Genomic DNA, 25712 nt, shown 5'->3' with positions numbered 1-25712 from the left:
TGGTATTTGTAATCTTTACTTGCAATTCTTAATTATACGTTGCAATATGAATTAAGTGAGGTTAAGCAAAGAGACATACATGCCTCCAATTGATTGAACGTCAAACACTACTAAGAAGAACTGGCTGGAGTTCAGAGGAGGGAGTTCTATAAAATCCATCTAAGAGGGCAGGTCTACACCTGCCTTTTTATTTAATACTGGTTTCGAGCTTGAGGAAAGTACTAATGAGCATTGCTAATGACATAAGCCCAACTAACGAGTCTGCTGCTACTACCGACTTAACTATAGAAGGAATTGATGAGCCAGTCGTGCTGCGCTACTTTGAGACGATGAATGCTGGTGAGTATGAAGCAACAGCCGTTTTGTTCGGCGATACAGGTACAATGCAGCCACCCTTTGAGCAACCCATTGAAGGAAAAGAGGCGATCGCAAATTACCTGGAAGCCGAAGCCAAAGGAATGCAGCTATCTCCCAAAGAGGGAATTGCTGAATCACTAGATAATGACCAAACCCAAATTCAAGTCACTGGCAAAGTGCAAACACCTTTGTTTGGTGTCAATGTATCCTGGATATTTCTCCTGAGTGCAGAACGAGAAATTCTCCATACAAGAATCAAGCTACTCGCTTCTCCCCAAGAACTTTTGAGCCTTCGCCGCTAGCCAGTAATGAATTCACGAACAAACTGTATGGCAGACATCTTGTCTGCCACATCTTCTTCCCTCCAACCTGAAAATAGGAAGTAGGAGAAGCGTCTTTTTTCTTGCAGTCGAGCGAATATCTTAACTATTTCAAATAGTAAAAATAACTAGAGCTAAATTGTGTTAACTTAGCAAAAATTATAATTTAGATTAAAAAAAACTATTATTGGTTGAGATTTGTAACAATAGTGGTTTCTAACAGCTATTTTCTGTAAAGTCTAAGCTCGAAAGTAGCGAATTGTAGCGAGACACCCGATATCTCTACCTTTGCGATCGCAAAGGCTTATTTTTCAGGCTCAAGATAAAGAGTAACAACGCTGGCTGAAACCTACCTACTTATTGAGATTCTTCTGGTTTAGGTAAACTCGCTTCCATCTTCAGGCAGTTGCGACCATTGACCTGCAAGCGATACTCCACGCGATCCATCAGTCGATTCATAATGAGCCAACCATAGCCACTTTCCTGCTTATCATCTGGATTTGGCGGCAAATACGTTGATAGATCAAACCCTTTGCCATGATCCCAAATCTCCAGTGCAATATCCCGTTCTTTGAGTTCCAAACGAATCAACACCGGCAAATTGGGCTGATCTCGATGAGCGTGACGCACCACATTGGAATACGCTTCCACCAACGCCAGCCGCAAACGATTAGATTGACGTGACCAATCGACAGAGTCGCCTAACTCCGCCTCCAGACTACCCAGTAGCCAACTTTCGACAATCGTCAAAAACTTCAAGTCACTTGGGATGTGCAGTTCCGTTTTCATAGACTACAGAACCTCCAGAGAGAGTATAGTTTGGTCATCTTCCTGAACATTGTTAGTCCGTTCTCGAATGCGATTTAGTAAATTGGTCAAGTCAAAGGGGGCTGATTCTTGACGCAGCAGTTGCCAAAGTCCGTCTTGCTTGAGCATTGCACCAGTGTTTTGCTCACAGTTTTGTGGGCGGGGGTTCACTTCTTTTACGGTCGCCTCTGTAATTCCATCACTGATTAACAGAAAGAGATCACCCGCATTTAACGTCAGAACTCCTGCATTCGCTTTCCAAGTGGCTAAAATCCCCAAAGGAACGCCACGAACTTTGAGGTAATTTGGTTCCACTGTCACCGAATTTTCAGATACAGCCCGTTGTTGAACGATTAATCTGTGAGACCAGACAATGGGATAGATGTGACCTGCGTTCGCGTAGACCAACTGCCGCGATGCTGGGGTATAGCGAGCTAGCACCATTGTGATGAAACAGTTGGTACTGACAAGATCATCGGACATAATGCTGTTGAGGTTTCGCATGACAACCTCCGGTTCTGGAGATACTTCTTGCGCGAGTTCTCGTCGCAAAATAGAGATGGCACTCGCCATAAATAGAGCCGCAGGGACACCTTTACCAGATACATCTCCAACTGCTAACCATACATCTCCTTGCGGATGAACATAAACTTCAAAAAAATCGCCTCCAACTTCTCGCGCTGGGTAGCAGTGGGCTTGCACTCGCAAACCTTCGACATCCGGCAAGCTTTGGCGTAGTAGGTTGTTTTGGATCTGGCGAGCTACCTCTAGTTCAGCACGCATCTGCTCAGCTTGTAGCTGGGTACGTTGGTAGAGTTTGGCTTGGGAAATCGCTAAAGCGGCTTGCTCAGCAACAGCTTCAATTAACTGAACATCTTGTGATGTCCACAGACGTCCTCTCTCATTTTGATAGAGAGATAGAACTGCCAAGAGTTGTTGCTGACAGATTAACGGGACGAGTAGATGTACGGAAGTATTGCCGGAGGTTTCATCCTGAACAATCTGTGTCTGTCGGTTCTCTAAAGCGTTTAGAACAGTTGAGTCGGCATCGGGAAGGGGGAGTAGTTCTGTGCTATCTTCCTGATAACAGAAAGATTCTAGTGTTAGCTGGTCACTATCTACTGGTCGCAAAATACAACTTTTGGCTTCAAACGTCCGACCAATTGTCGTGACAATCGTTTGTAGCATACTGCTGTAGTCGAGTGACTCTCGAATCGCCGTTGTCACCACATTGAAAAGTTCTTCTCGTCGTAAGGCGCGGCGCAGCTCATTAGTTCTTTGCTTAAGCACCCGGTAGGTGTCGGCAGCTTGTTGAACGACGGCTTTCAGGTTTTCAGGGTTCCAAGGCTTAGTGATGTACTTGAATACCTTGCCAGAGTTAATCGCTTCAACTAGATCTTCAACATCCGTGTAGCCAGTTAAAAGAATGCGAATCGTTTCTGGAAAGCGCTCAACCGTCTTGCTCAAGAATTCAGTTCCGTTCATTAGGGGCATTCGCTGATCAGAAATGATCACTGCCATTTCCCCATGAGTGTCTAGAAGTTCAAGAGCTTTCATCGCTCCGTCTGCTTTGAAGACGCGAAAATCTCGTCGAAAGGTTCTGTACAACAAATCTAGGTTGTCAGGCTCGTCGTCAACCACCATCAGTTTGAGTTTGCTCCGATCTGCCTGACTCATTTGGTCACTCCGGTTCTCTTGTTCGTTAGAGACGACAGCTTGAGGATAATCGGACTGGATGCTGTCGGCGTTCCTGCTTACCAACAACCTGACACAATTCTCAACGTGTGCTTCCTGCTTAAGATATCCCTAATTGTTAACTCAGGGGTGTGTTCCTCATTCACCTAAAATTGTCTCCTTCATGGTCGGATAAGTTGGATACAGCATCCATGGCAATTAAGAGCGATCGCACTCTTATGCACTCCCTCAAGCTTGGAAAATCGCACTTTAGGTGAAGTGAAGCCCCAAACAGGAGCAAAATACTCATCTATTCGAGACTATAGTAAATCAGACAACCCATACATAGCTAGAAAAACTGCAAGAGGAGCCAGCAGTATAGACTACCACTGGCTCTTAATGTCTAAAAAAGAATCGTTACTGCCTGTAGACAAAGGATTCTGGTGTTCATTCAAGCCAAACTGGTTGAGAAACACCCTAGTCTTAGATGAGTAAGCGAACTGGGTCATAGTTCTTACTCAAGGGTATTGCTCAATAACACCAAGTTCAAGGATGGGTTTCACGCCCAGACGATTGCTCTAACAGCTTCATGGTAATGTTACCGTCTCGTAGGCAGCGATCGCTTAACCAACTAAGCCAGAGCGAAGCGCACGAACTGCCGCTTGAGTACGGTCATCGGCACACAGCTTATTCAGGATATTACGGACATGGGTTTTGACAGTTCCCACCGTGATGTAGAGCTTTTCTGCGATCGCGGCATTGCTGCAACCTTCAACAATTAGCTGCAATACTTCCAATTCCCGTTCCGTTAGGGGATAGGCTTCAATCAGTTGGCTATACTCTGGTTCAGCAGCATTGATCGTTACAGTTTTCAAGGCAGCAGCGGCATCAGCACCCACCTCGCTTGACTTGGCTTGTGTTAGCACAATTCTTGCGATCGCAGGGTCAATCCAAGCATTCCCTTCGTAGGTGACTTGTAGCGCCTCTAGCAAATTATCGAAACTGATATTCTTCATGCAGTAAGAGTCCGCTCCAGCAGCAAACGCCGCCATCACAGCTTCCTCGTTATCCTGCAACGTCAAAACCAGAATCTTGGTTTGAGTCTCCTCTTCAGCGCTTCTCGCTTCCTTGAAGCGCCGTGTCAACTCAATGCCATCAATGTCAGGCAAACCAATGTCCACAATTCCGATATCCGGCCTGGACGTTTCCAGTAATTTCAGACCATCGGTGGCATTGGCTGCCTCTCCTACAAATTCAATTTCGCTACGCTGTTGTAGCGCTGTTCTGATCCCGACCCTCGTCAGGTCATGGTCTTCAATGAGAGCAACGCGGATTTTACTCATCGTCAACGTCCAGGGTGTGCAATTTTTTAGCGGTTACAGGAGAAGTTTATAAACTTTGGGTCAAACACCGAGTGATGTCCACCCATCGGTAGGGGTAGGGATTTCTGCACTTCGGATAGATTCTGAATGATACCGTCTCTTTGGCATCTTTCTTTACAGCTAGCTTAATCTAAAGCCTTTTTTCTAGCACCTTTATCTGTTGATGCGGAGCTAAGACTTTTAAAAAGAACTCATAATGGATAAACCCTTTAATCAAAACTTATCTACCTCTGGCGATAACGGTAAAGCTTCACAAGACTTTCATAGTCTTGAGCAACGCTTAGAGCTAAGTGAAGCGAGAAGTCATTGTCTTCTGGCAACCCTTTCTCAGATGGCTTGGTTCGCACAAGTCAACGGTGCAATTACTAATTTTAACCAGCAATGGTATGAGTATACTGGGTTAACCGTAGGAGAGTCACTGGGCTGGAAATTTTTTAAAGCGATACACCCGGAAGATCGCGATTCCTTGAGGGATAGTTATGGGGATTTTCGCCTTAGCTCCGTAGCATCGGCTTCACAAGTGCAAGCTGTAAAAGCACCCAGATCGCTTAACCTTAACCCAGAAAGTAGAGGAAACCGTAAACCCGAAGAGACTGGGGAAGAACAAGTTGATGGCTTTTTGGGCGAACCCTTACCAGCTTCCTACTTTAGCAGTGGCTTCACTGCCAAATCGAATGCTACGCCAGATCAGGCGATCGCTTCCTTGGCGTACACCGCGGCCAGTAGTAATCTGGAGCCAAAGAAACTACAGAACACCGAAATTGAATGCCGCATTCGTGGCAAAGATGGCGCTTACCGCTGGTTTATTGCACGAAAAATACCAGTGCTCGGAGGAAGTGGTCAGCTTTTGGAGTGGGTTGGCACCTTCACACTTAAAAGAGAATTAAAACCCTACACAGTTACCCCTTTACAACAAAATACAGAAGCTCATACCCATCAGATACCCTCACAACTACAGGTTGAACTAACGAGTCAACTCTCACTCGGTAAGCGGCAACCTACCCAATTACGGGTAAGGGAGCAAGCTAAACAGCTCCAGCCGAAACTTCCGAGTGAACTGTCTCAGGTAATTATCTGGGAAGCTGAGGCAACAACCGGGCAGTTCACCTTTGTTAGTCAAAGTGCTGAGAGACTTTTGGGCTATCCGATTGAGCAGTGGCTCACTCAACCTGATTTTTGGACTAATCTGGTTCATCCGGAAGATCGGCAGTGGACTCTCGCCCTGTACCGCAGACAAATGCTCCAAAGTCAAGACTGTGAGTTGGAGTATCGGTGCATCGCCGCAGATAATCGGGTAGTCTGGCTACGCGATCGCGCTTGTGTGATTCGAGATGACCAGGGTCAAGTTTACAAGCGTCGCGGGTTGATGGTTGATATCACCTTTGCCAAGCAGGCAGAAACAGAGCTTCATAGGCGTCTGTGTCAGCAATCTGCGATTACTCAACTGACTCAATCAGCACTTTTGGCGACGGACGTTTCCGCACTACTCGACGAGAGTGTTGCCCTAATTTCCCAAGCACTAGCGGTGGAGTATTGCAACGTTCTGGAAGGGCTTCCCGATAGCAATAACCTGCGAATGCGTTCCGGAATCGGTTGGTCACCAGGCTTAGTTGGGCAAGCGGTAATCGAAGCTAGTCCCAATACCCAAGTGGGTTACACCTTGCACTTGAATCAAGCGGTAGTTGTAGAAAACCTCCATCGTGAAACTCGTTTTCAAGGCTCACCCTTACTTCATGAACACGACATTGTTAGTGGCATTAGCGCCATCATCCCAGCAGGGCAAAACCCAGAAAGTGATGAGGGCAGATCACCAACTCCCCCTAATCGTCCTTTTGGCGTTTTAGGTGCCTATACCAGTAGACGTCGAGTGTTTAGTCAAGGTGATGTTGAATTTCTCCAAGCTGTTGCTAATGTTTTGGCAATCTCCATTGAGAACCAACGAACTCATGATTCTCTGGACAAGGTAAAAACCCAATTGGCTCAAGCAACGGTTGCCTTGGAAAAGCGAACTCAGGAACTTGACCAGTTTGCCTATATAGCCTCTCACGATTTGAAGGCACCGCTACGAGCGATCGCTAATCTATCGGAGTGGATTGAAGAAGATATTTTTGACCAACTCAATGAAGACAACCAATACCAAATGCAATTGTTGCGAGGGCGGGTTCATCGGTTAGAAGCTCTCATTGATGGTATGCAGCACTATTGTCGTGCTGGACGAATTACAGGTACGCCAGAAAGGGTGGATGTAGAAGCGTTGTTGAAACAAGTGATTGAGACACTAACACCACCGCCTGAATTCATCATTGAAGTTGCGCCAGGAATGCCAACCCTAGTTACAATGCGATCGCTTCTTGAGCAAGTATTTACTCAGCTCATCGACAATGCAATCAAGCATCACCCCAAAGCTGATGGTCAAGTGAAAATCAGTGTTCAGGAGCAGTTAGAGGCTTATGAATTTGCTGTGACGGATAATGGTGAAGGAATTGCGCCTCAGTTCCATGAGCAAGTATTTGTGATCTTTCAAACGTTGCAAGCGAGAGACGAAGTAGAGAATACAGGTGTTGGTTTAGCGATCGCAAAAAGAATTGTAGAAGGACAAGGCGGTACGATCCGATTGGAATCTCAAGAAGGTCAAGGGGCGACCTTTTACTTCACTTGGCCTAAGTCGAATGGCACTGACATAAGAGCCTTGAAATAAATTTCACCCCTCAAAGCTGAAGTAAGCTTTAGCTTACTACATCAGCCTTTCAACCCGTTTCAACGGGTTTTAGCTTTTAGCCCGAACTTTAGTTCAGGGCTTAAGTCAGTGACATTCAGCCTAAGCCGTTAAGCGAGTCTTGAAGCCAGATTAACTTCCTACCTCCCAACTTTGTTCGTCGATCTAACAGCGCGTTAATTTAATTGGAGAAGCTTGTTGATCGACTTGTGCAAGGAGTATGAATGATGGGTACCTCCAAAATCTCGCGAACTCAGCGTAGGCTCCAACCTGACCTTTCAGTCCGCTGGCGAGGTGGCTTAATTCTCTCGATTCCCGTTCTATGTTTGTTTGCTACAGTTTTCGTAATTTCCGCGCTGTCTTCTCAAACATCAGCAGCGATAGAGCGAAGGGAACAGAGTCGGCAAACTCTCTTAGATACTCATCGTTTACTCAGAGATTTACTCAATGCTGAAACTGGTGTTCGAGGTTACGTGATTACCAGGCGTCGGGAATTTCTAAAACCTTATACAGAGGCAAGAAATCTCCTACCTGAGTCACTTAATGCACTTGGCGCTAGAGTGCAAGCCAATCCAGCACAGCGTCAACAGTTTGAAGCGATTCCAACACTAGCGCAGCAACAAATGAGGCTTTTAGAGGAGGTTCTCAAGACCAGTGACCGACAAGGAGCAACAACAGAAGGCTCTCCCCTACTGACTGAGCAGCTGCTCAAGAGCAAACTGAACATGGATCACCTGCGGCAGGAAATTACCAAGTTTGCCCAGCAAGAAGAACGTTGGCAAGATACTCGCGCTTCGCAAGTCCTGTGGTGGCGGGAACTAACAAAAACTGTTCAGTGGAGCGCTTTGGCAACTGGGTTACTCGGAGCAGGTGCAGCTTTTTACCTCTTCAATCAGTTAGACCAGGATTTGGCAGAACGCGCAAGCAGCTTGCGAGAAGGGAATATCTATTTACAGAGCGTTTTCGACAATGTTGTCGATGGAATTCTCATCCTGAACGAGCGTGGCTACATTCAGACGGGTAATGCTGCTGCTGTTGAAATCTTTGGTTATGAATCGGATGAAATTGCTGGTAAACACCTACAACGACTGATTGCAGAATCCTTTACAGATGATAGTGGCAAAGTGATGGGTTCTCTGGTGGGGAACAATCAAAACAAACTACGACTTCAGCAGGAGACAGTAGGGCGACACAAAGACGGAAAAACCTTCCCAATGGAATTTGCCTTTAGCGAGATGCAGCTAGAAAATGAGCTTCTGTTCATTGTGATCGTGCGTGACATCACTGAACGTAAGCAGGCTTCCGAAACCCTGCTCAAACAAGCTCAGCTATTGGATTTGGCGAATGACACGATTATGGTGCGCGACCTCAATGACATGATTACCTATTGGAATCAAGGTGCTCAACGGATGTACGGCTGGACAGCAGCCCAAGCGCTGGGAAAATCCGTTCATCAGCTGCTAAAAACTGAGTTCTCTCAACCACTAGAGGAAATAAAAGAGACGTTGTTCCAAAACGGGTACTGGAACGGGGAACTAGTAAATTCTCGACGTGATGGCACCTGTCTTACTATTGCCAGTAGCTGGACATTACAACGCAATGAGAAAGGACAGCCAGTAGCTTGCCTGGAAATCAATCAGGACATTACTGAACGTAAGCTTGCAGAGGCGGCTTTGCAGCGTAGTGAGGAATTGTATCGCACTTTGGTTGAGAACTTTCCTAATGGCGCTGTATTTTTGTTTGATCAAAATCTGCGATACAACATTGCGGAAGGAACAGGATTATCGACGGTTGCTCTTGATAGTAAGACGCTTACGGGTAAAACAATTTGGGAGACATTGCCGCTGGAAACGGCTCAATTACTTGAGCCAATTTATCACGAGGCGCTAAAGGGCAAAGTGACTGTGAGGGAAATACCCTTTGCCGATCGCTTTTACTGTGTCCATGTGCTGCCTGTAACTAATGAACAGGGAGAAGTGGTTTCCGGGATGACGATGACTCAAGACATCACGGAGAGTAAGAAAACAGAAGAGGTTTTGCGATCGCGTGCTGAGGATCTGGCGCGGATGACGTCCGTTTTGGCACAGACAACCACAAGTCTAGAAAAGCGCAACGCCGAACTTGACCAATTTGCCTATATAGTGTCTCACGACCTCAAAGCGCCTTTAAGAGCGATCGCCAATCTCTCCCAGTGGCTTGAAGAAGACTTAGAAGACCACTTAACCGAAGACACTAGGCACCAAATGAATTTGATGCGATCGCGTGTCCATCGGATGGAAGCTTTAATTAATGGTCTATTGCAATATTCCCGTGTCGGACGGCTCCAAGCTGAATTGGAACCCGTGGAGGTCGAGGCGTTACTCTACGATGTCATCGATTCTTTAGCACCACCACCTGAATTTACCATTAAGGTGATGCAAGGAATGCCAACACTGATTACCGAACGCTTGCCCCTAGAACAGGTGTTTGCCAATTTAATCAGTAATGGAATTAAACACCATCACCGGCGGGATGGGCGGATCGTCATTTCTGTAACTGAGCAAGCCGACTTTTACGAGTTTGCTGTTGCTGATGATGGGATAGGAATTGCCCCTGAGTTCCACAAGAAAGTTTTTGTGATGTTTCAAACCCTAGAAGCTCGTGACAAGGTAGAAAATACTGGGGTGGGTTTAGCAATTGTTAAGAAAATTATTGAAGATAAAGGAGGCACCATTTCCCTGGAATCCCAGCTAGGACAGGGAGCAACATTCCGCTTTAGCTGGTCGAAGCATTCAATGGGATAAGGAATTTCATTATGGATGAAAAACAAACGAGTCTACTACTTATTGACGATGACGAAGTTGATGTCATGACCGTCAAACGGGCGTTTAAAAAAAACAACATCACTAGTCCACTTTATGTAGCAGCCAATGGTATCGAGGCGTTAGCGATGCTGCGAGGCAACGAAATGCCAAAACTCCTGATGGGACAGCGCCGACTCATTTTGCTTGACCTAAATATGCCAAGAATGGGTGGAATTGAGTTCCTGCGGGAGTTACGGGCTGACCCAGAACTGAGAGCGCTGCCAGTGATTGTACTGACAACCTCGAATGAGGACAAAGATAAGGTGGAAGCTTATGATCTTAACGTCGCTGGATATATCATCAAGCCTGTAACGTTTACAAAATTTGTGGAAGCGATAGGAACGCTCAACAAGTATTGGATGCTGAGTGAGATGCCCTAACTTGGCGATCGCATAGAACTAGCGACTGATGACTATTGAATGTTCACTCCTACAGCGGAAAATTAACCCATCAATGTGTAGAGGCAGAAGTAGAGGGAGTTTTACACAATACTTATAAGGAGCCAACAGCTATGAGCGAGACGCTCCCTAGCTAACAGCTAACTATGGAAGAGATTATAAAAATTCTTGTGGTGGAAGATGATGAAGTAGATCGCATGGCAGTCCGTCGATCGCTCAAGACGGCGGGTATTTCTGTAGAAATGTCAACAGCCATTGATTGTAAAAGTGCGATCGCCACCCTTGATCAAGAAAATTTTGACTGTGTTTTGCTCGACTATCGCTTGCCTGATGGTGACGGACTTGCTTTAGTTCAAGAAGTCCGGAGTACCGGAAGCAAAGTCCCCATGGTAGTTTTGACAGGTCAGGGAGACGAGCAAACCGCTGTCGAACTCATGAAGGCTGGAGCATCGGACTATCTTCCCAAAAGTAAACTCTCTCCAGATACGCTCTCGCGCAGCCTCCGCAATGCTGTTCGCATCTATCGGGCGGAACGGGAGGCGGCGCTGGCAACACAGCGCTTGCGTGAAAGTGAAGAACGCTACCGCTTGGTGCTTGAAGGCTCCAATGATGGAATTTGGGACTGGGATGTCTATACTCACGAAATTTATTGTAATGACCGCCTTTATGAAATTACTGGCTTCTCACCAGGTGAGGTGACAGCCAACTACGACCTCTTTTGTAAGCTGCTGCATCCGGATGATCGCATGAGAGTTAGCCATGCTGTGGCAGCTCACTTGCAAGATGAGATTGAACTAGATGTAGAATTTCGCCTTTTGCATACTTCCGGGGAATATCGCTACTGCATCGCTCGCGGTAAAGCTTGGCGGGACGAGCAGGGACGACCTTTTCGGGTATCTGGCATTGTAAGCGACATCACCGATCGTAAGCGAGCAGAAGAGTCTCAACGATTTCTGGCAGAAGCGAGTGCGATGCTCTCAGCGTCCCTCGATTATGAAAAGACTCTAGAAAGCATCGCCCAACTAGCGGTGCCATTCTTAGCTGATCTTTGCCTTGTCGATATTGTAGAGAATGGTGTAGTTCGTCGGATGGGTGTTGCCCATGCGGAGCCCACACAAGAATCACAGGTACGACAACTACAGTACCGTTACCCACCGGACATTAATGGACAACATCCAGCAATGAAGGTGTTGCGAACTGGTATCGCTGACCTGAATCCAGAGATTACTGAAGAAGATCTGCTGTCGGCGACTCGCGATGCCGAACACCTGCAAATTGTGCGCGATTTGGGCTTCAAATCCTATATCATCGTGCCGCTTTTGGTGCGAGGGCGGACCTTGGGGGCAATTTCCTTCGTGTCTACCCAAGAGGGACGGCGCTATGGTGTAGCTGACTTGGCTTTGGCGGAGGAACTTGCCCGTCGAGCTGTATTATCAATTGAAAATGGTCAGCTTTATCATACTAGCGAAGTGGCTCGAAGCGCGGCACAGGAGGCAAGTGAGAACCTGCGTCAGGCGATTTTGATTCTGGGAGAGCAGCAGCAACAACTACGAATCCTACAGCAGTTAACTAATCTACTTAACCAGCGTCTGACTGACTTACCCGGTTTGTTACGGGAGATGGTGGGAGCAGTCGCACAAGCAATTCCTGGTGCCCAGTTTTGCTTCATTATGCTCAACAACCCTCAATGCGATCGCTTACTTTTGACGGTAACCGCTGGGGTTGGGACAGAAAAGCTAAAGCTGGAAGACGCATTCTGTCCTGAAAAGGGATTGCTCTCTCAGGTCTTTTCGACAGGTGAATCACAATTAATTCAAGGGAACTATTGTAATGCCCAGGATTTAGACGAGGTTCCGGCAGCCATTTACGCTGTTGCGATCGAGTCTGTGGAATCGGGACGTTTGGGAATATTAGCAGTTGGGAATTGGGAAGATCAGAATGCGTTTGATGAGGAAGATCGGAAGCTCTTGTTAGCTGTCGGTGAGCAGGCTGCGATCGCAATTGATAATGCCCGGATGATTAAAGCTTTAGAAGAGCAAGAGGCTCGTTTAGAAGACCAGAATGAGCAACTTGCCGCACAAAATCAGGAATTGGAAAACCAACGAGAGCAGCTTCATTTGCGGAACCTGCAACTCTTGGAAGCCGCACGATTGAAATCCCAGTTCCTTGCCACGATGTCTCATGAATTGCGGACACCGATGAATGCGGTTATCGGTTTTTCTCAATTGCTATTGCGCCAGCGCCAAAGTCCGCTCACGCCTCAACAAAACGATATGATGGAGCGCATTCTCAACAACGGCAAGCACCTACTAACACTAATTAATGAAATTCTTGACCTCTCCAAAATTGAGACTGGGCGTCTAGAACTGAAACTAGAAGCGTTCAACCTGATAACGTTGGTCAGAGCCATCACTGATGAGCTTCGCTCACTCGCTGACGAGAAGCACTTAGCACTGACCGTTCACGCTGATTTAGAGAACGCTAATGTGATTAATGACAGTGTTCGCTTGCGGCAGATTTTGGTCAACCTCCTCTCCAATGCAATTAAGTTTACCGAAAGCGGCAGTGTTGAAGTGGAAGTGAAGGAAATCTCCCCGGATCAGCTAGCAATCAGTGTCAGAGATACAGGGATTGGGATTGCTGAGGATAACTTGAAAAATATTTTTGAGGAGTTCCGGCAACTCGATCAGACGACGACAAGGAAGTATTCTGGTACAGGTTTGGGGCTAGCCATTACAAAATCATTGGTTCAGCTCATGCAGGGAAGCATCACGGTAGAGAGTAATCTTGGCCAAGGGTCTACGTTTTGCCTCGTCTTCCCTCGACACCTACAACTCACATCTCCAGGCGTGCATGACACCACAGATGCCTCAACCCGCCGAGACACTCGTGTTTTAGATGGCGCTGCCGCTACCCCGACACTTCAAGGCTCTCAAATAGTAAGACGGCTATATTAGGGGATTTGGTTGTTGGTTGTTGGTTGTTAGGCGATCGCAAATTGAATTGGCAAGATAAAGTACTTCTAGATCGTCAGTCGATACAGAAATTTCCTAATCGGGGATTGCAAAATCCAGGTAACTTAGTTACGGTTGACGGCTTACGAGTAGCCGTTCGCGCAAAATTATCCGTATTAGTCCTGTTCTGCTTTACTAAGATTCTTGTCAAGATCGAGTTAGAATGAGCCGTCTTGTGCGCCTACAATGACTACTTCAGTATCAATGACAGCACCCTTGCCAGATAACGAAGCGCAGAGGCTTGAAGAGCTTTTGGAGTACAAAATCCTTGATACTCCAGTTGAACAAGCCTTTGACGACCTCACACGTCTAGCTGCCTACATTTGTGGTACCCCAATTTCTTTGATTACCTTAATTGATGCCCAGCGGCAATGGTTCAAGTCAAAGGTAGGTTTGGAGATATCAGAAACACCTCGCGAACATGCGTTCTGTGCCCATGCTATTGTGCAGCCCGACGTTTTTATTGTTCCTGATGCGACAAAAGACGAGAGGTTCGCGACAAATCCTCTAGTTACCTCTGATCCTAATGTGCAGTTTTACGCTGGCATTCCTCTGATTACACCAGAGAAGCAAGCGCTGGGAACCCTATGTGTAATTGACCATGTACCGCGAAATCTTAGTCCGGAACAGCTAGAGGCTTTGCGAATACTAGCTCGTCAGGTACTCAAGCAACTTGAACTCCGGCGTAATTTAGCCAATCTGACACTTCAAGATACCGAGCGCAAACAGGCGCAGAAGTCACATCGGCAATTTTTTAAGGGGATTGCAGGAGGATTTGGTTTAGCCGCAGCAATTCTCATCATCATTGGGGTTGTCTCATATCAGAGCGCAACTAAACTGATTGAGGTCAACAGTCGTGTCCAACAGACTCAAGAGAGGCTTAACCATCTCAAAGAAATACTCTCCCTTGTGACGACTGCCGAGAGTGGACAGCGTGGCTACATCCTCACGGGAGAAGAGCCTTACTTAGAACCCTATCGTGTAGCAACTGCAAACTTTAATCAAGAAATTCAGCGTCTTCAGCAATTAGAGATGGATAACCCTAATCGTTACAAGCAACTTGAAACCCTGGAAATGCTAATTGAAGACAGGCTTGCTCTCCTCAAGGAGATAATCAACTTACAGAAAAATGGGAAATCTGATTTAGCCTTGCAGGTGATCGAGACAGGTACGGGAAAGAAGCTCATGGATAAAATTCGCTCTCGTATCCGTGAGATGGAAAATGAAGAGAATGCCTTGTTGAAGCAGCAATTGACAGTGGCGGGAAGAAGTGCTCGCTACACGATTCTTACACTTGCGATCGCAATCAGCCTAACGTTTATAATTCTCTGTGGAATTTATTCCCTCATCTATCAGGAAATCACTGAGCGCCAACGGGTGGAAGCTGCCCTAAAAAAAGAGCGCAATTTTATCTCTGCTGTTATTGATACCTCCAGCGCCTTGGTAGTGGTTCTCGATCAAGAAGGGAAGATCGTCCGCTTCAACACAGCCTGTGAGCAAACAACTGGTTACTCTTTTGAGGAGGTAAGAGATAGATATTTGTGGAACCTATTTCTAATTCCTGAAGAAGTGGAGTCGGTTAAAACGACCTTTGCAAAACTCCAAGCCGGACAGTTCCCGAACGAGTTTGAAAACCACTGGTTAACAAAGGATGGAAGTCGCCGACTAATCGCCTGGTCTAATACCGCTCTCCTTGACAATCAGGGTTCGGTTGAGTATGTCATCGGCACTGGCATTGACATCACTAGGCGTAAGCAAGCAGAGAAAGCTCTTCAAGAGAGCGAGGAACAGTATCGCTCGGTTGTGGACAACCTCAAAGAAGTCATTTTCCAGACGGATACAGCAAGGCAATTGACGTTTCTCAATCCTGCCTGGACAGAAATTACTGGATTATCCCTATACGAAAGCCTCGGCAAGAGATTTTTGGAATTAATTCATCCAAATGATCGCCAACTCCATAATCAATACTTTCAATCCCTCATTGAACGCCAAAAAGAAGACTGCCGCTACCAGATTCGCTACTTGACTAAAAACGGTGGCGTGGCATACATGGAAGTTTATGCCTGCCAGATATTAGCTGATGACGACACTGTTATTGGAATTTCTGGCACCCTCAACGATATTACTGAGCGCAAGCGCAGAGAACAGCATCTAAGTGCAGAACACTCTGCGACACGGATTTTGGCAGAATCAGCCACGCTAAGCGAAGCCACTCCAAAACTCCTGCAAGCTATGTGCGAAAGCTTAGGATGGGATCTCGGCGAATTCTGGAGTGTGGACGCAAGCGCGAATGTCTTACGTCGTGTTGAAAGCTGGCATCGTCAGTGGGTTGATGTTTCGGAGTTTGAAGCGGCGACTTCACAGATTACTTTTGCGCCTGGGGTTGGACTACCGGGGCAGGTTTGGGAGAATACGTCACCGGCTTGGATTGCTAATCTTGCTGAAGATGCGAACTTTGTGAGAAGCTCAATCGCGGTAAAAGTTGGACTGCACGCTGCGATTGGTTTCCCTATCCTCAGTGGAGATGAGAGGTTGGGTGTCATGACCTTCTTCAGTCGTGAGATACAGCAGGCTAATGCAGATTTACTAAAGATGATGACAGCAATTGGTAGCCAAATCGGTCAGTTCATCAAGCGCAAACAGGCTGAGGAGGAATTACAGCAGCAGAATGAAATTTTGCAGGCTGAATTGAATCAAGCGGCTGAATATGTGCGATCGCTTTTACCCCGTCCTCTAACCGGAACCGTAACGACTGAGGCACAGTTTGTTCCTTCGCTTCAGTTAGGGGGTGATGCCTTTGACTATTACTGGCTTGATGCTGATCATTTGGTAGTTTACTTATTAGATGTCGCAGGACATGGAGTTCGATCGGCATTGCTGTCGGTTTCAGTGCTAAATGTTTTGCGATCGCAATCCCTCCCCAACACTAATTTTCATCAACCCAGCGCTGTCTTAGCCGCCCTCAATCATGCCTTCCAGATGAACGAAAACGGGGATGACTACTTCACCATTTGGTATGGTGTCTATAACCGAGTAAATCGACAACTTGTTTACGCTTGTGCAGGACATCCACCCGCAATTTTGCTATCTGAAGCTTCAACCGCTATCCCTGTAAAACAACTAGGCTCATTAAGCATACCCATAGGAATGCTCAGCGATGCTGATTTCGATGAGGATTCTTGTGAAATTCAATCAGGCAGCACGCTGTACCTGTTTAGCGATGGAGTTTACGAAATTCCTCAACCTGATGGTCTTATTTGGGGACTCAATGCCTTTATTGATGTTCTGATTAGCTATAAAAAAAGCAACACTGACAATCTAGAAACGGTGTTGCATCACATTCAGGCATTAAACGTTAAAAAAGTGCTGGATGATGATTTCTCCTTATTACAAATTAATTTTGATTAAAGTTAGGAGAAATCATCTAATTCTAAAATTTTAAGCTTGCTCAACAGAAGATACTTTTTCTTCAAATTCATTTCGGCTGTTGAACATTTTAAAGACCCGATCCATTTTGGTAAGTTCAAAAATCATCCTAACTTGCTCACTAAGAGAGCACACAAAAAGTTCTGCACCCGCAGAACGAACAACTCTGAGGGTAGAGACTAAAGCCCCTAAGCCAGAACTGTTCATAAACGTTACATCCTGAAAGTCTACTAAGACAATATTCGTTCCACCTTCTACAAAATTGCTAATCTCGTGGCGCAAACTATTAACAGCAACACCGTCTAAAATACCGGAAGGTTGAATGATTTTCACGCTAGAATTCATTGTTTTAATTCCTAAAGATTTGAAGTGAGTTTCGATTTTGCTAAGGTCTTGTGATCACAAACCGCGAACACTAATTTATAGCTATGATTTTGGTTGCCAAACTGCCGCACGAATGATTACCCAAAATAGGGAGAGATTATAGACTGCCCAAGCTGCATTCAGCAGATAAAGCGAGGGATTTTCTAGATTTCCAGTTGCGAAGCGATAAACACACCACAACATTCCCAAAAGAGTTAGAGCAACAATAGTCAACTGCGGCCAAACTAAGCGAAGATAAATTCCAGATTGACGTTGTTTTGGCGTAACTTGGAATTTGATAGGTCGTCCCGTGAACACGCTCCAAACCGCTTGGATAAATAGAGGAAATAAAGCGATCGCATATTGTTCAGAACGCCAAAGTTCTCCAGCCGGGACTCCCCAACTAGCCGCCATAAATGTCAAGCGGTTGAGGATAAAGGTAGGGATAAAGTGTAGGGCAAAGTCAGCTCCATAGGCGTGTACTGGAATAATTCCCGTAAAGAAATAGATGATTGGGCAGGCAATAAAAACAAGCGTTGCAAAGCCAGAAAAATAGCTGTACATTGTCTGAAAATATTGCAGTTGTTGCCAAAATGTTAACCCTGTCTTGGTAAGAGGATTTTCACGCAGTAGGACTTGAATCGTCCCTTGCGCCCATCGTAGTTTTTGTTTCAAGGTAGAACTGAGGTCATCCGGTGCCAATCCTTCTGATAATTCTTCATGGTGATAAACCGACTTCCAGCCAGCAGAATGCAGACGCATCGCTGTATTCATATCTTCCGTAATACTGTTGCTAGATACACCACCCACTAAATCAAATTCGTCTAATCGTTTCTCATCTTTAGAAAATTCATCAGAGAAGTTTTGTAGTCCAACATTAATCAAGGCTTCACGTCTTAACACAGCATTTGTTCCTGTGTAAAACGCAGAATTCATCCCATCTTTACCCTGTTGGATTGGGCCATAGAATAAGTGAGCTTGATGTCCAAAGGGGTCGCCAGTGGGGATGTTATAAAAAGCTTGCGGTGTTTGCACAAACGCAATCTGATTACTGTCATATTTCCCAGTTTGGAAATTATAAGTATAGAAATAGGGTAAAGCTCGTTGCAGAAAGTGAGATTTGGGAATATGGTCTGCATCCAAGGTTAGGATAAAGTCTCCCGCAGTTTCCCCTGAAAAAATTGCGTAATTAATGTTTCCTGCCTTAGCATGGTGAGGCTTACCCTTGGGCTTTGGACGAGCAATGTAGCAACAACGCGCAAGTTCACTTAACTCCAGCTCTTTTTGATAAATTGCCTTTTCTAAGTTTCGCCTTTCACTGGCAAGATAGTCACTGACAGCGTGATGTTTGGGGTTCAATAAAAGAATTAATTGTCGAAAACTCTGTAAACCTCCAATTACAGCTTCAAGCCTACCTGTCGTGTTAGAATCGGTAACTTTTGAATAGGACTTTATTATCAATAAGCAATTGCGATTATCTGGTGTTCTTGTATAACTCAGATAATCAGCAATCCGCTGCATAATACCTACGCCACGACCACCTTCAGCCATTTCATCTACTTCATCTGGTAGTTGTTGTAGATGTCCTTCAAAATCAAAATCCCTGCCGTAATCCCAAATCCGAAGCTCTATCGATTGGGTAAAGATTGTGGCTTCGATATCAATGGGAGTTTCTGGTGATAGCCCTTTGTGGGCATGGCGAACTGCATTATCAAATCCTTCAGCTAGCACGGTTTGGCACTCGATCCAAACTTTTGGAGGAATCGAGGGTTGCCGTAACGTTTCAAACCAAGATAAAACTTCGGATAAATCCTTTGGTTGTGTATGAACTTGAAGTTGGAATGATTGGAGAAGCTCCTCAGCTTTTGGGACTTCTGGTGTCAGGTTTTCTAGCTGCCGTAGACGGGTAACAAGTTGCGATCGCTCTTTATTAATTCGCTCAGCTTCCTGTTGCAGGAGTGGAGATTGCAAATCATCCAAACCTAGCCGTTCTGTCATCGCTCGGAGTTCTGGCGAATTGCCATCATCCAGAACATACACACACAACTTGGTTGTAGGATAGTCCATCGCTAGAGCTGCCCTAGTAGTTTCCTGGACAATCTCTACAGGTTCGTTATAGCAAGTAATAAAAACATCAACACTTGGCCATTCAGAACGAGGCAACGGCGGTGTCATTTGATTAAGAGACTTTACCCGCCGCACAATTGGTCGCCACAGCCCAAGTAGGAACATTACGCCGCCGAAATAGCTGTAAATTTCTGCTATCAGTAGAGGAATCGAGAGCCAGAGAGCGGCGAAATTAATCGAATGGGTAATGCGCCAGTGTAGATACCATGCCCCAAAGATGAGATTGATTTCTGCTAGATAACGAAATAGCAGTGTCCGATCTTTAAGACGGGAACGGATGTTACCGGAAAATGTTGGTGAGTTCTCGACAACCGAGATTGAAGGGCTAATAGTCATTAGAGTTAAGCAAGTCAAAAGTCAAAAGGGACAACAAGATGATTGAGGTTATCTTTCTGAAGAGAGCGATGGGGAAGAATCTCGTCCAGCCCCCAGTCCTTGCAAGGTAATAGGTGTAGTGCTGTCACTAACTGAAACCCAATAAGCCCCAGTGGAATCAGTAATCAATCGTGCTGTCTGCGTGGCACTATTCGGCAAACCACGACCCGCATCGCCTGCTGCCACTGCCCGCCACCAAGGAGAATTCATTGATGTTTCTGGACGAATCAGGGGTTGGTGATTTGTTGCCCTGTACAGCAGAGATTGCAGAATTAGGCTGTTGCTGCTGCCTCCCAAGGCAGTCGTAGGTTTACCCGTTTTTTCATAAAAGCCCTCATAGTAGCCAAGCTGAGGGTTGTAGAGGTCTATTGTTGCTTCCCATAATTGGCGGGTATATCCGTTTTCTGGGAACAAGGCATGAAAGCCGAAGGCGACGGCAGTGCTGACTGTACGCACATCTGGCACCGACTTCCCGTCATCCGCTAGAGTTGCCCAAGCCCCTTCCCGACTAGTAATCGTGTTATGAACCACGTAAGGCGGTTTATCAAGCAGGGTAGTGGCAGCAGCCGTAAAGGTGCCAGTACGACGGTAACGCGACTCTTGGGCTTGAAGAATGGGTTGTACCAGTTGCCGCATTTGAGGGTCATAGCCAAATTCCAAGCCATAGAGTACGAATGGATTACTCACCGTATCTTGTGCCGACTGTTGATGGCGTTGAGTTGGCACCTCAACTCCTTCTACTGAGGTCGTTTGATATTGACCACCGACAGCGGAACGATTAGTATTAAACCCCCATAACTGAAAGGCACGGGCTGCATATTCCTCGTAGCCAAGACGGGTTTCATGATTAACTCGTGTCAAGAGTCGCCCATTCTCATCCTTAGTTACTCTCCCGCTAAACAGAAGACCATCCCGTACTACTTGTGAGTACGACCACTCCAGCACAATTTCATCGACGGCTTTTGTGTATTCGGGATGATAGTTCTTCAGGGTATAGAGTGCCGCTAGTACCCGCCCAATATCAAGGGCTGACCAACCTGTTCCTTCTGCTGTGGGATTGCTGCTTCCTTGTGTAGCAGGATTACCGCCATAGTCTACGGGTTGCAATGACTGGGTATCATAGCCTCGGTGGGGTAACTGTCCAGCAAACAGAGGCAGTCTCTTCAGTGCCCCTAATAGGTGCCGGGTGCGATCGCTAAATTCTCGCTCAGTGATAATGTCAAGAGCGCGTGCTGCATTTAGAGCCGCTAAATAATCCCCTAATCCCCACAGCGTTGCATCTTTCATGTCACTGCGGTCATCAACCAATCCACTGTTCGATTGATAATTAGCCTTAAAGTATTGCCAAGCTGCCTCTGCATAACGCCGTTCTGGAACGGTTAGCGGTCTTGCTAGCTTGGGAAAAGCTGAGGGCTGAGGCTTTCCGACCGGAGGAATGGGTGCGACGGCAATAACTGGTGTCTCAGCCGGTACAGGTGCAGAGTTTTGCCTCCCTTGGGATGAACTACCTGTAGCCGTTGGAGTTGCAGCATTGCTATTTGGCTGCCCCGGTGCTGCAAAAGTGACCAAACTTGAGCCGATGAGTGGGCGATTTCCTCTAGCTTTGTAGTACAAAATCTCCAGAATTAGCCCATTCGTGTTGCCTGTCAGCGATTTATTTGGCTGCTTTGTTTCTTCGTATAGTCCAGCATAAAAGCCACCCCCATCAGGGCTACGCAAATCTTTTACCGCATCAAACACTTTTTGAGCATAGGCATTATCGGGGTAAAGATAGCGCCAGCCGAACGCCGCTTTCGTGCTGATACTTCGTAGTTGTGGATAAAGCTTATTTTCTTCAGTAATGGTTGCCCAGGAATTACCGTTGGAATAAACCGTGTTGTAGAGAAAATAAGGGGCTTGGTCAATGTTGTCTTCTGATACAGAGGTCAACTGCCCTGTAGCATCAAAGCGTCGCTTTTGTACTTCTAAAACGTTGGCAGCATATTCTTTTAAAGCTCCTTCCAAACCAAATTCAATACCGTCAAGGATGTAGGACTCGCTGACTACATAATTGTTAGCCTGAGTGCTTTGGTAGTCACGGGTATCAACGGGGACTTTGACACCGTTAATATCTACGAATTGATAAGGTTCTAGTGCCAGTGCCTTGGATGCTTTAAAGCCCCAAAGTTCATAGCCTCTAGCGGCATATTCCTCATATCCGAGGCGTCCTTCTTGCACCAGCAATGTCTCTTTGTTAGGAAGAACCATGGCTCCGTAGAGTTGGTCATCTTTTAGCGATCGCTCTATCTTCCACTTGTCCAGAATTCCTTTAATCCAATCACCGTATTGCGGATGACAGGTACGGACAACATGAAAGGCAGCTAAAATACGACCGACATCTAACGCAGACCAGCCAATGCCACGCTCTAGCGGGTTGTTTCCATAATCAGTCATCTGCCCAGTTGCCGCGTTATAAACTTTGTTAGGCAGAGTATCCTCAAATAGCTTGAGTTCACTGAGCGTCTTCAAAAACTGGTTGAGCCTAGAGTCAAATTCTCCTTGGTCAATTAAATTCAGCCAGCGTGCAGAATTCAATGCCATCAAGTAATTGCCAATGTCCCAGAGGCTGCCGGAGGGATACCCTCCAACTGAATTGGTAAATCCTGTTGCTGGCTGATAGTTGTTAACAAAGTACTGCCAAGCCGCCTTAGCATAAATCTGTTCCTCTGGTGTTAAAGGAGCGCTGATCTCGGCACAGGCATTAGGTGCAGTCGTTGGGATTTGAGCCACGCTTGGCTTGGACAAAAAAACAGTTAATAAAGATTGTGAAACTGCCCCTATCAGGAATAAGGCAATTAGCCTCAACCACTTTTGCTGATGGCGTTTTTGCATCATCAGAAATTACTTTCCTTTGGGTTAAAATATTGACTCTTTATGCAAATCATGCATCATTGGTTCAGTTAAATTAGGCAGTTTAGCGAGGTGGTTTTACACCTGCCCAGACAGTAAATGGCTTTCCTATCTTTTTGTAGAGCAAACTTTCGAGCATGACGCCGTTATTGTTAGCCGTCAAAGACTTATTAGGCTCCTTTAAGGATTCATAAAAGCCGTTGTACCAGCCTTTATCAGTTTTTAGGTTGGCTTGGACAAAATCAGATAACTGGCGAGTGTATGGTGTGTTGTAGAGTACATGCCAGCCTAATGCTGCTTTAGCACTGAGAAACCGTAAATCATTATGTGTTTCCCCTGTATCTGTAATTGCTGCCCAAGGTTGCCCGTTGACGAATAGAGTATTGTAAACAAAATAGGGAGCGCGATCGAGGTTATCTTCTGTAACGGCAGTTAACTGTTTTGTAGTTTTGTACCGAGCCTCTTGAGCGGCTAATATCCGGTCAGCATAGGCTTTGGGTAATGATTGAAAGCCAGTTTCAATGCCATCCAGAATATAGGGTTCGCTAAGAACATAGTTATTCGCTCCAGACGTTTTGGCATCCCGTTGATCATAGGGAACACCCTTTCCGTAGAGATTGACAAAGGCAACATTAGATTGAGAATTCAGGGCTTTCTCTACATCTAAACCCCAGAGTTTTAGACCATAAGCCGCGTAATTTTCGTAGCCCAATCGACCTTCTTGGTTTAGCTGTTCTTTACCCTTGACGATCGCAGTGCCGTACATTTGACCATCTTTGGTAAGACGATCAACCTGCCAGTGTTTCCAAACGGCTTCTGTTTGCCGCTGCAACTGCGGATATTTAGCTCCCACAATCTTGAGCCAAATCGCTAAACGCCCCAAATCGAGGGCTGACCAGCCAATTTCTTCTCGTTTATCGAGTTGACCGTAGTTAACAGGAACTAGGGTTTTAGCGTTGTAGACTTTGTTAGGCAGTTCACCTTTATAAAGGGGCATCGTAGCCAGCGTTTTCAACATCCGCCTCATCTTGGTGTTAAATTCTGCCTCTGGGACAATATTCAACTCTTTAGCGCTGACTAAAGCTGCGATCGCAGCCGCTTGATCCCACATTGTGACTGAGGGAAACTTATCGGCTGAGTTCACCAAGCCTGTTTCATCATTCCAGTTGCGCTCAAAGTATTGCCAAGCTTGACGCGCCATTGCTAATTCCTGTGGACTCAACTCGCCTACACCAGGAGCAACATAAGGAGTCTTAGTTTCTGCAATCTCCTTCGGACTCACCGATGTTCCTGGTAGTTCCACAGATTGCGCGTCTAGTTGGGCAACCGTTGTTGCTTTAGTATTTGTTGCTTTAGTATCTGGCTCAGGTGTAGCGGTTTGAGCCGTAGATACTGTAGTTCGTGAGACGGAAGCTGTTTTATCAAGGTGATTGGACAGAACTTCTAAACCTGCGATCGCTACAACTGCTGTCACTACTCCCCCTATAGAGGCTAAGATAGACAACTTTTTGGGGGGAGGGTCAAAGTCAGAATTCATTACAACTCCTGGTTAGTAGATATCCCGTCTTCTCGCTACTCAGGTTTACTCATCCTGTATTGATGAAGACTCTGTAAGCAGAGGTGACGGGTTGCTTCTCTTTCATAGAGTTCCCGATTTTTTTCTCTGAGGAACAGCAACTACCAGATAAAACCTAAAATTTGATCCGGAGTTGCCCTGTAAAGGATTGATTGTTGTACGCACTTTCCCCTGTGTCTCGATTTCGAGTATTCGAGAAGGCATAACCGAAGTCCGCTTCCACATTGGTCGATAGCTTTGCTGTACAGCGAGCTTGATAGCCATTACTGTTATCCCATTCCCCTTTCAGTCGTTGCTGTCCCAACGTTGCTGCGACGCGACAGCGTAGATCCTCAAAGACATTTCCCTCCCAAGCGACTTCGCCGTTGTAAACCAGGAAATCGGATGGAGAAAAATAGCCACTCGTTTCTTGAACATCATCCGTATAATTCCAGTTAAATACGTTAGCGGCTATAGAAAATTGTCCAATTTTGTGTTCTAGTCTGCTAAAAGACTGCTGCTCAAAATTGCCATCGTTATAACTGCCCAAACGCAACGATGAATACAAGCTAGTCTTCGGGTCAATTTGCCAGTAGATACTCGGTCCGAACCGCCAAGCTGTGATTTGATTGTCTAGGGTTTCGGCATTAGACTTGTACGGACCTTGTTCTACATCAGCCGATATCACCACCCCTGATTGAAGTTGACCAGATGGGCTAACCTTCATTGCAATTGGCACTTCTACCCTGGCATTAAAATTGAGAGCCGTTGGCAAACGGTCGAAGGTATCAACTCCCCCTCCTACCGTTACAGTTACTCGATCAATCTTTCCTTCCCATTCAACTTGCAAAGGAATGTTTGTAACTGACTCAACATCTTGCTGTTCAAAAGAATTGAAGCCCGTTCTGATACGAAAACGGTTGCCATTAGCTAAGCGAAATTGAGCGGTTTCTTCAATAAATAGATTGCGTTGGTCAAAGTTATCTGAATCCCTACGAAAATCTGTTGTCAGACTTTCCAATTTGACAGCAGGAGTTACAGGCTCTGTTGAAGTTTGTGGTTGGCTGGATGGTGCGGGTGGCTGGGGTTCCGGTGGTGGTAGTCGCAGCCCAGGATTGAAGTTTTCCGGCACCGCCATCAACTGAGGTAGTGGTTTTGAGGGATAGTGCAGCTCAACTAAGGAGTCTTCAAAACCGTTAAGTGTTTCTGGGTTAGGGTTTTCCAGCTTGTCAGCAGAGGGAATTTGTTCGGTCAGTTCTGACGCTGAGTTTTCGTTTTCAAAGGTGTTGAGAGAAACAGAGTTCTCAGTTACAGCCTGTAACTTACCTGCCCCCAAAGTGCAAATTCCTACGCTCAAGATTAGGGCTGATTGGTATTGCAGATATTTCCAACCTACCTTTCGTACCGTAGTTGTTTGGGTGTTGGTTTTAGTTTCAGACATGAAGACAAGTTCTTGGTAAATGCCA

Annotated in this window: 14 protein-coding genes; 6 read left to right on the top strand and 8 right to left on the bottom strand. The window is 46.0% G+C overall.

Annotated elements, in window-relative coordinates; genetic code table 11:
- Nucleotides 1–224 precede the first annotated feature (224 nt).
- Nucleotides 225–659, top strand: coding sequence for a ketosteroid isomerase family protein (locus AC5JL3_RS01420; RefSeq protein WP_496072788.1), 435 nt, complete (start codon nucleotides 225–227; stop codon nucleotides 657–659).
- A 375-nt stretch (nucleotides 660–1034) separates the two neighbouring features.
- Here the strand turns inward: AC5JL3_RS01420 and AC5JL3_RS01415 are convergent, their stop codons facing one another.
- The 3 genes from AC5JL3_RS01415 to AC5JL3_RS01405 form a co-directional block, all read right to left on the bottom strand.
- A complete protein-coding gene (locus tag AC5JL3_RS01415) occupies nucleotides 1035–1466 on the bottom strand; it encodes an ATP-binding protein (RefSeq protein ID WP_496072787.1) in 432 nt (143 codons plus the stop codon).
- Between the two features lie 3 nt (nucleotides 1467–1469).
- Nucleotides 1470–3161: a SpoIIE family protein phosphatase gene (locus AC5JL3_RS01410; RefSeq protein ID WP_496072786.1), complete on the bottom strand. Its 1692-nt coding sequence runs from the start codon at nucleotides 3159–3161 to the stop codon at nucleotides 1470–1472.
- Nucleotides 3162–3781: 620 nt separating this feature from the next.
- Nucleotides 3782–4501 (bottom strand): response regulator, encoded by a 720-nt coding sequence (locus tag AC5JL3_RS01405; protein WP_192219848.1) that lies wholly within the window; start codon nucleotides 4499–4501, stop codon nucleotides 3782–3784.
- Nucleotides 4502–4736: 235 nt separating this feature from the next.
- On the opposite strand from AC5JL3_RS01405, the gene AC5JL3_RS01400 reads away from it, so the two are divergent.
- From AC5JL3_RS01400 to AC5JL3_RS01380, 5 genes are all read left to right on the top strand, one after another.
- Complete coding sequence (locus tag AC5JL3_RS01400; RefSeq protein ID WP_496072785.1) at nucleotides 4737–7238, top strand: PAS domain-containing sensor histidine kinase; 2502 nt, start codon at nucleotides 4737–4739, stop codon at nucleotides 7236–7238.
- A 242-nt stretch (nucleotides 7239–7480) separates the two neighbouring features.
- Entirely contained in the window at nucleotides 7481–10039 is a 2559-nt protein-coding gene (locus AC5JL3_RS01395; protein ID WP_496072784.1) for a PAS domain S-box protein, read from the top strand.
- A gap of 11 nt (nucleotides 10040–10050) precedes the next feature.
- Entirely contained in the window at nucleotides 10051–10479 is a 429-nt protein-coding gene (locus AC5JL3_RS01390; RefSeq protein ID WP_496072783.1) for a response regulator, read from the top strand.
- A gap of 164 nt (nucleotides 10480–10643) precedes the next feature.
- A complete protein-coding gene (locus AC5JL3_RS01385; protein ID WP_496072782.1) occupies nucleotides 10644–13454 on the top strand; it encodes an ATP-binding protein in 2811 nt (936 codons plus the stop codon).
- 243 nt (nucleotides 13455–13697) lie between these two features.
- Nucleotides 13698–16919: a PAS domain S-box protein gene (locus AC5JL3_RS01380; protein WP_496072781.1), complete on the top strand. Its 3222-nt coding sequence runs from the start codon at nucleotides 13698–13700 to the stop codon at nucleotides 16917–16919.
- Nucleotides 16920–16949: 30 nt separating this feature from the next.
- On the opposite strand, the gene AC5JL3_RS01375 is transcribed toward AC5JL3_RS01380, so the two are convergent.
- From AC5JL3_RS01375 to AC5JL3_RS01355, 5 genes are all read right to left on the bottom strand, one after another.
- Complete coding sequence (locus tag AC5JL3_RS01375; RefSeq protein WP_496072780.1) at nucleotides 16950–17282, bottom strand: STAS domain-containing protein; 333 nt, start codon at nucleotides 17280–17282, stop codon at nucleotides 16950–16952.
- Nucleotides 17283–17363: 81 nt separating this feature from the next.
- Entirely contained in the window at nucleotides 17364–19763 is a 2400-nt protein-coding gene (locus AC5JL3_RS01370; protein ID WP_496072779.1) for a glycosyltransferase, read from the bottom strand.
- Between the two features lie 48 nt (nucleotides 19764–19811).
- Complete coding sequence (locus AC5JL3_RS01365; RefSeq protein WP_496072778.1) at nucleotides 19812–22676, bottom strand: DUF3131 domain-containing protein; 2865 nt, start codon at nucleotides 22674–22676, stop codon at nucleotides 19812–19814.
- Nucleotides 22677–22755: 79 nt separating this feature from the next.
- The gene (locus AC5JL3_RS01360) at nucleotides 22756–24228 is read right to left on the bottom strand and encodes a DUF3131 domain-containing protein (protein WP_496072777.1); all 1473 of its coding nucleotides are present in this window, start codon (nucleotides 24226–24228) and stop codon (nucleotides 22756–22758) included.
- 154 nt (nucleotides 24229–24382) lie between these two features.
- The gene (locus tag AC5JL3_RS01355; protein ID WP_496072776.1) at nucleotides 24383–25687 is read right to left on the bottom strand and encodes a hypothetical protein; all 1305 of its coding nucleotides are present in this window, start codon (nucleotides 25685–25687) and stop codon (nucleotides 24383–24385) included.
- Nucleotides 25688–25712 lie beyond the last annotated feature (25 nt).

This window comes from Symplocastrum torsivum (assembly GCF_059505465.1).
The sequence above is the reverse complement of the archived record's forward strand: the minus strand, read 5'-3'. Positions and strand labels throughout refer to the sequence as shown.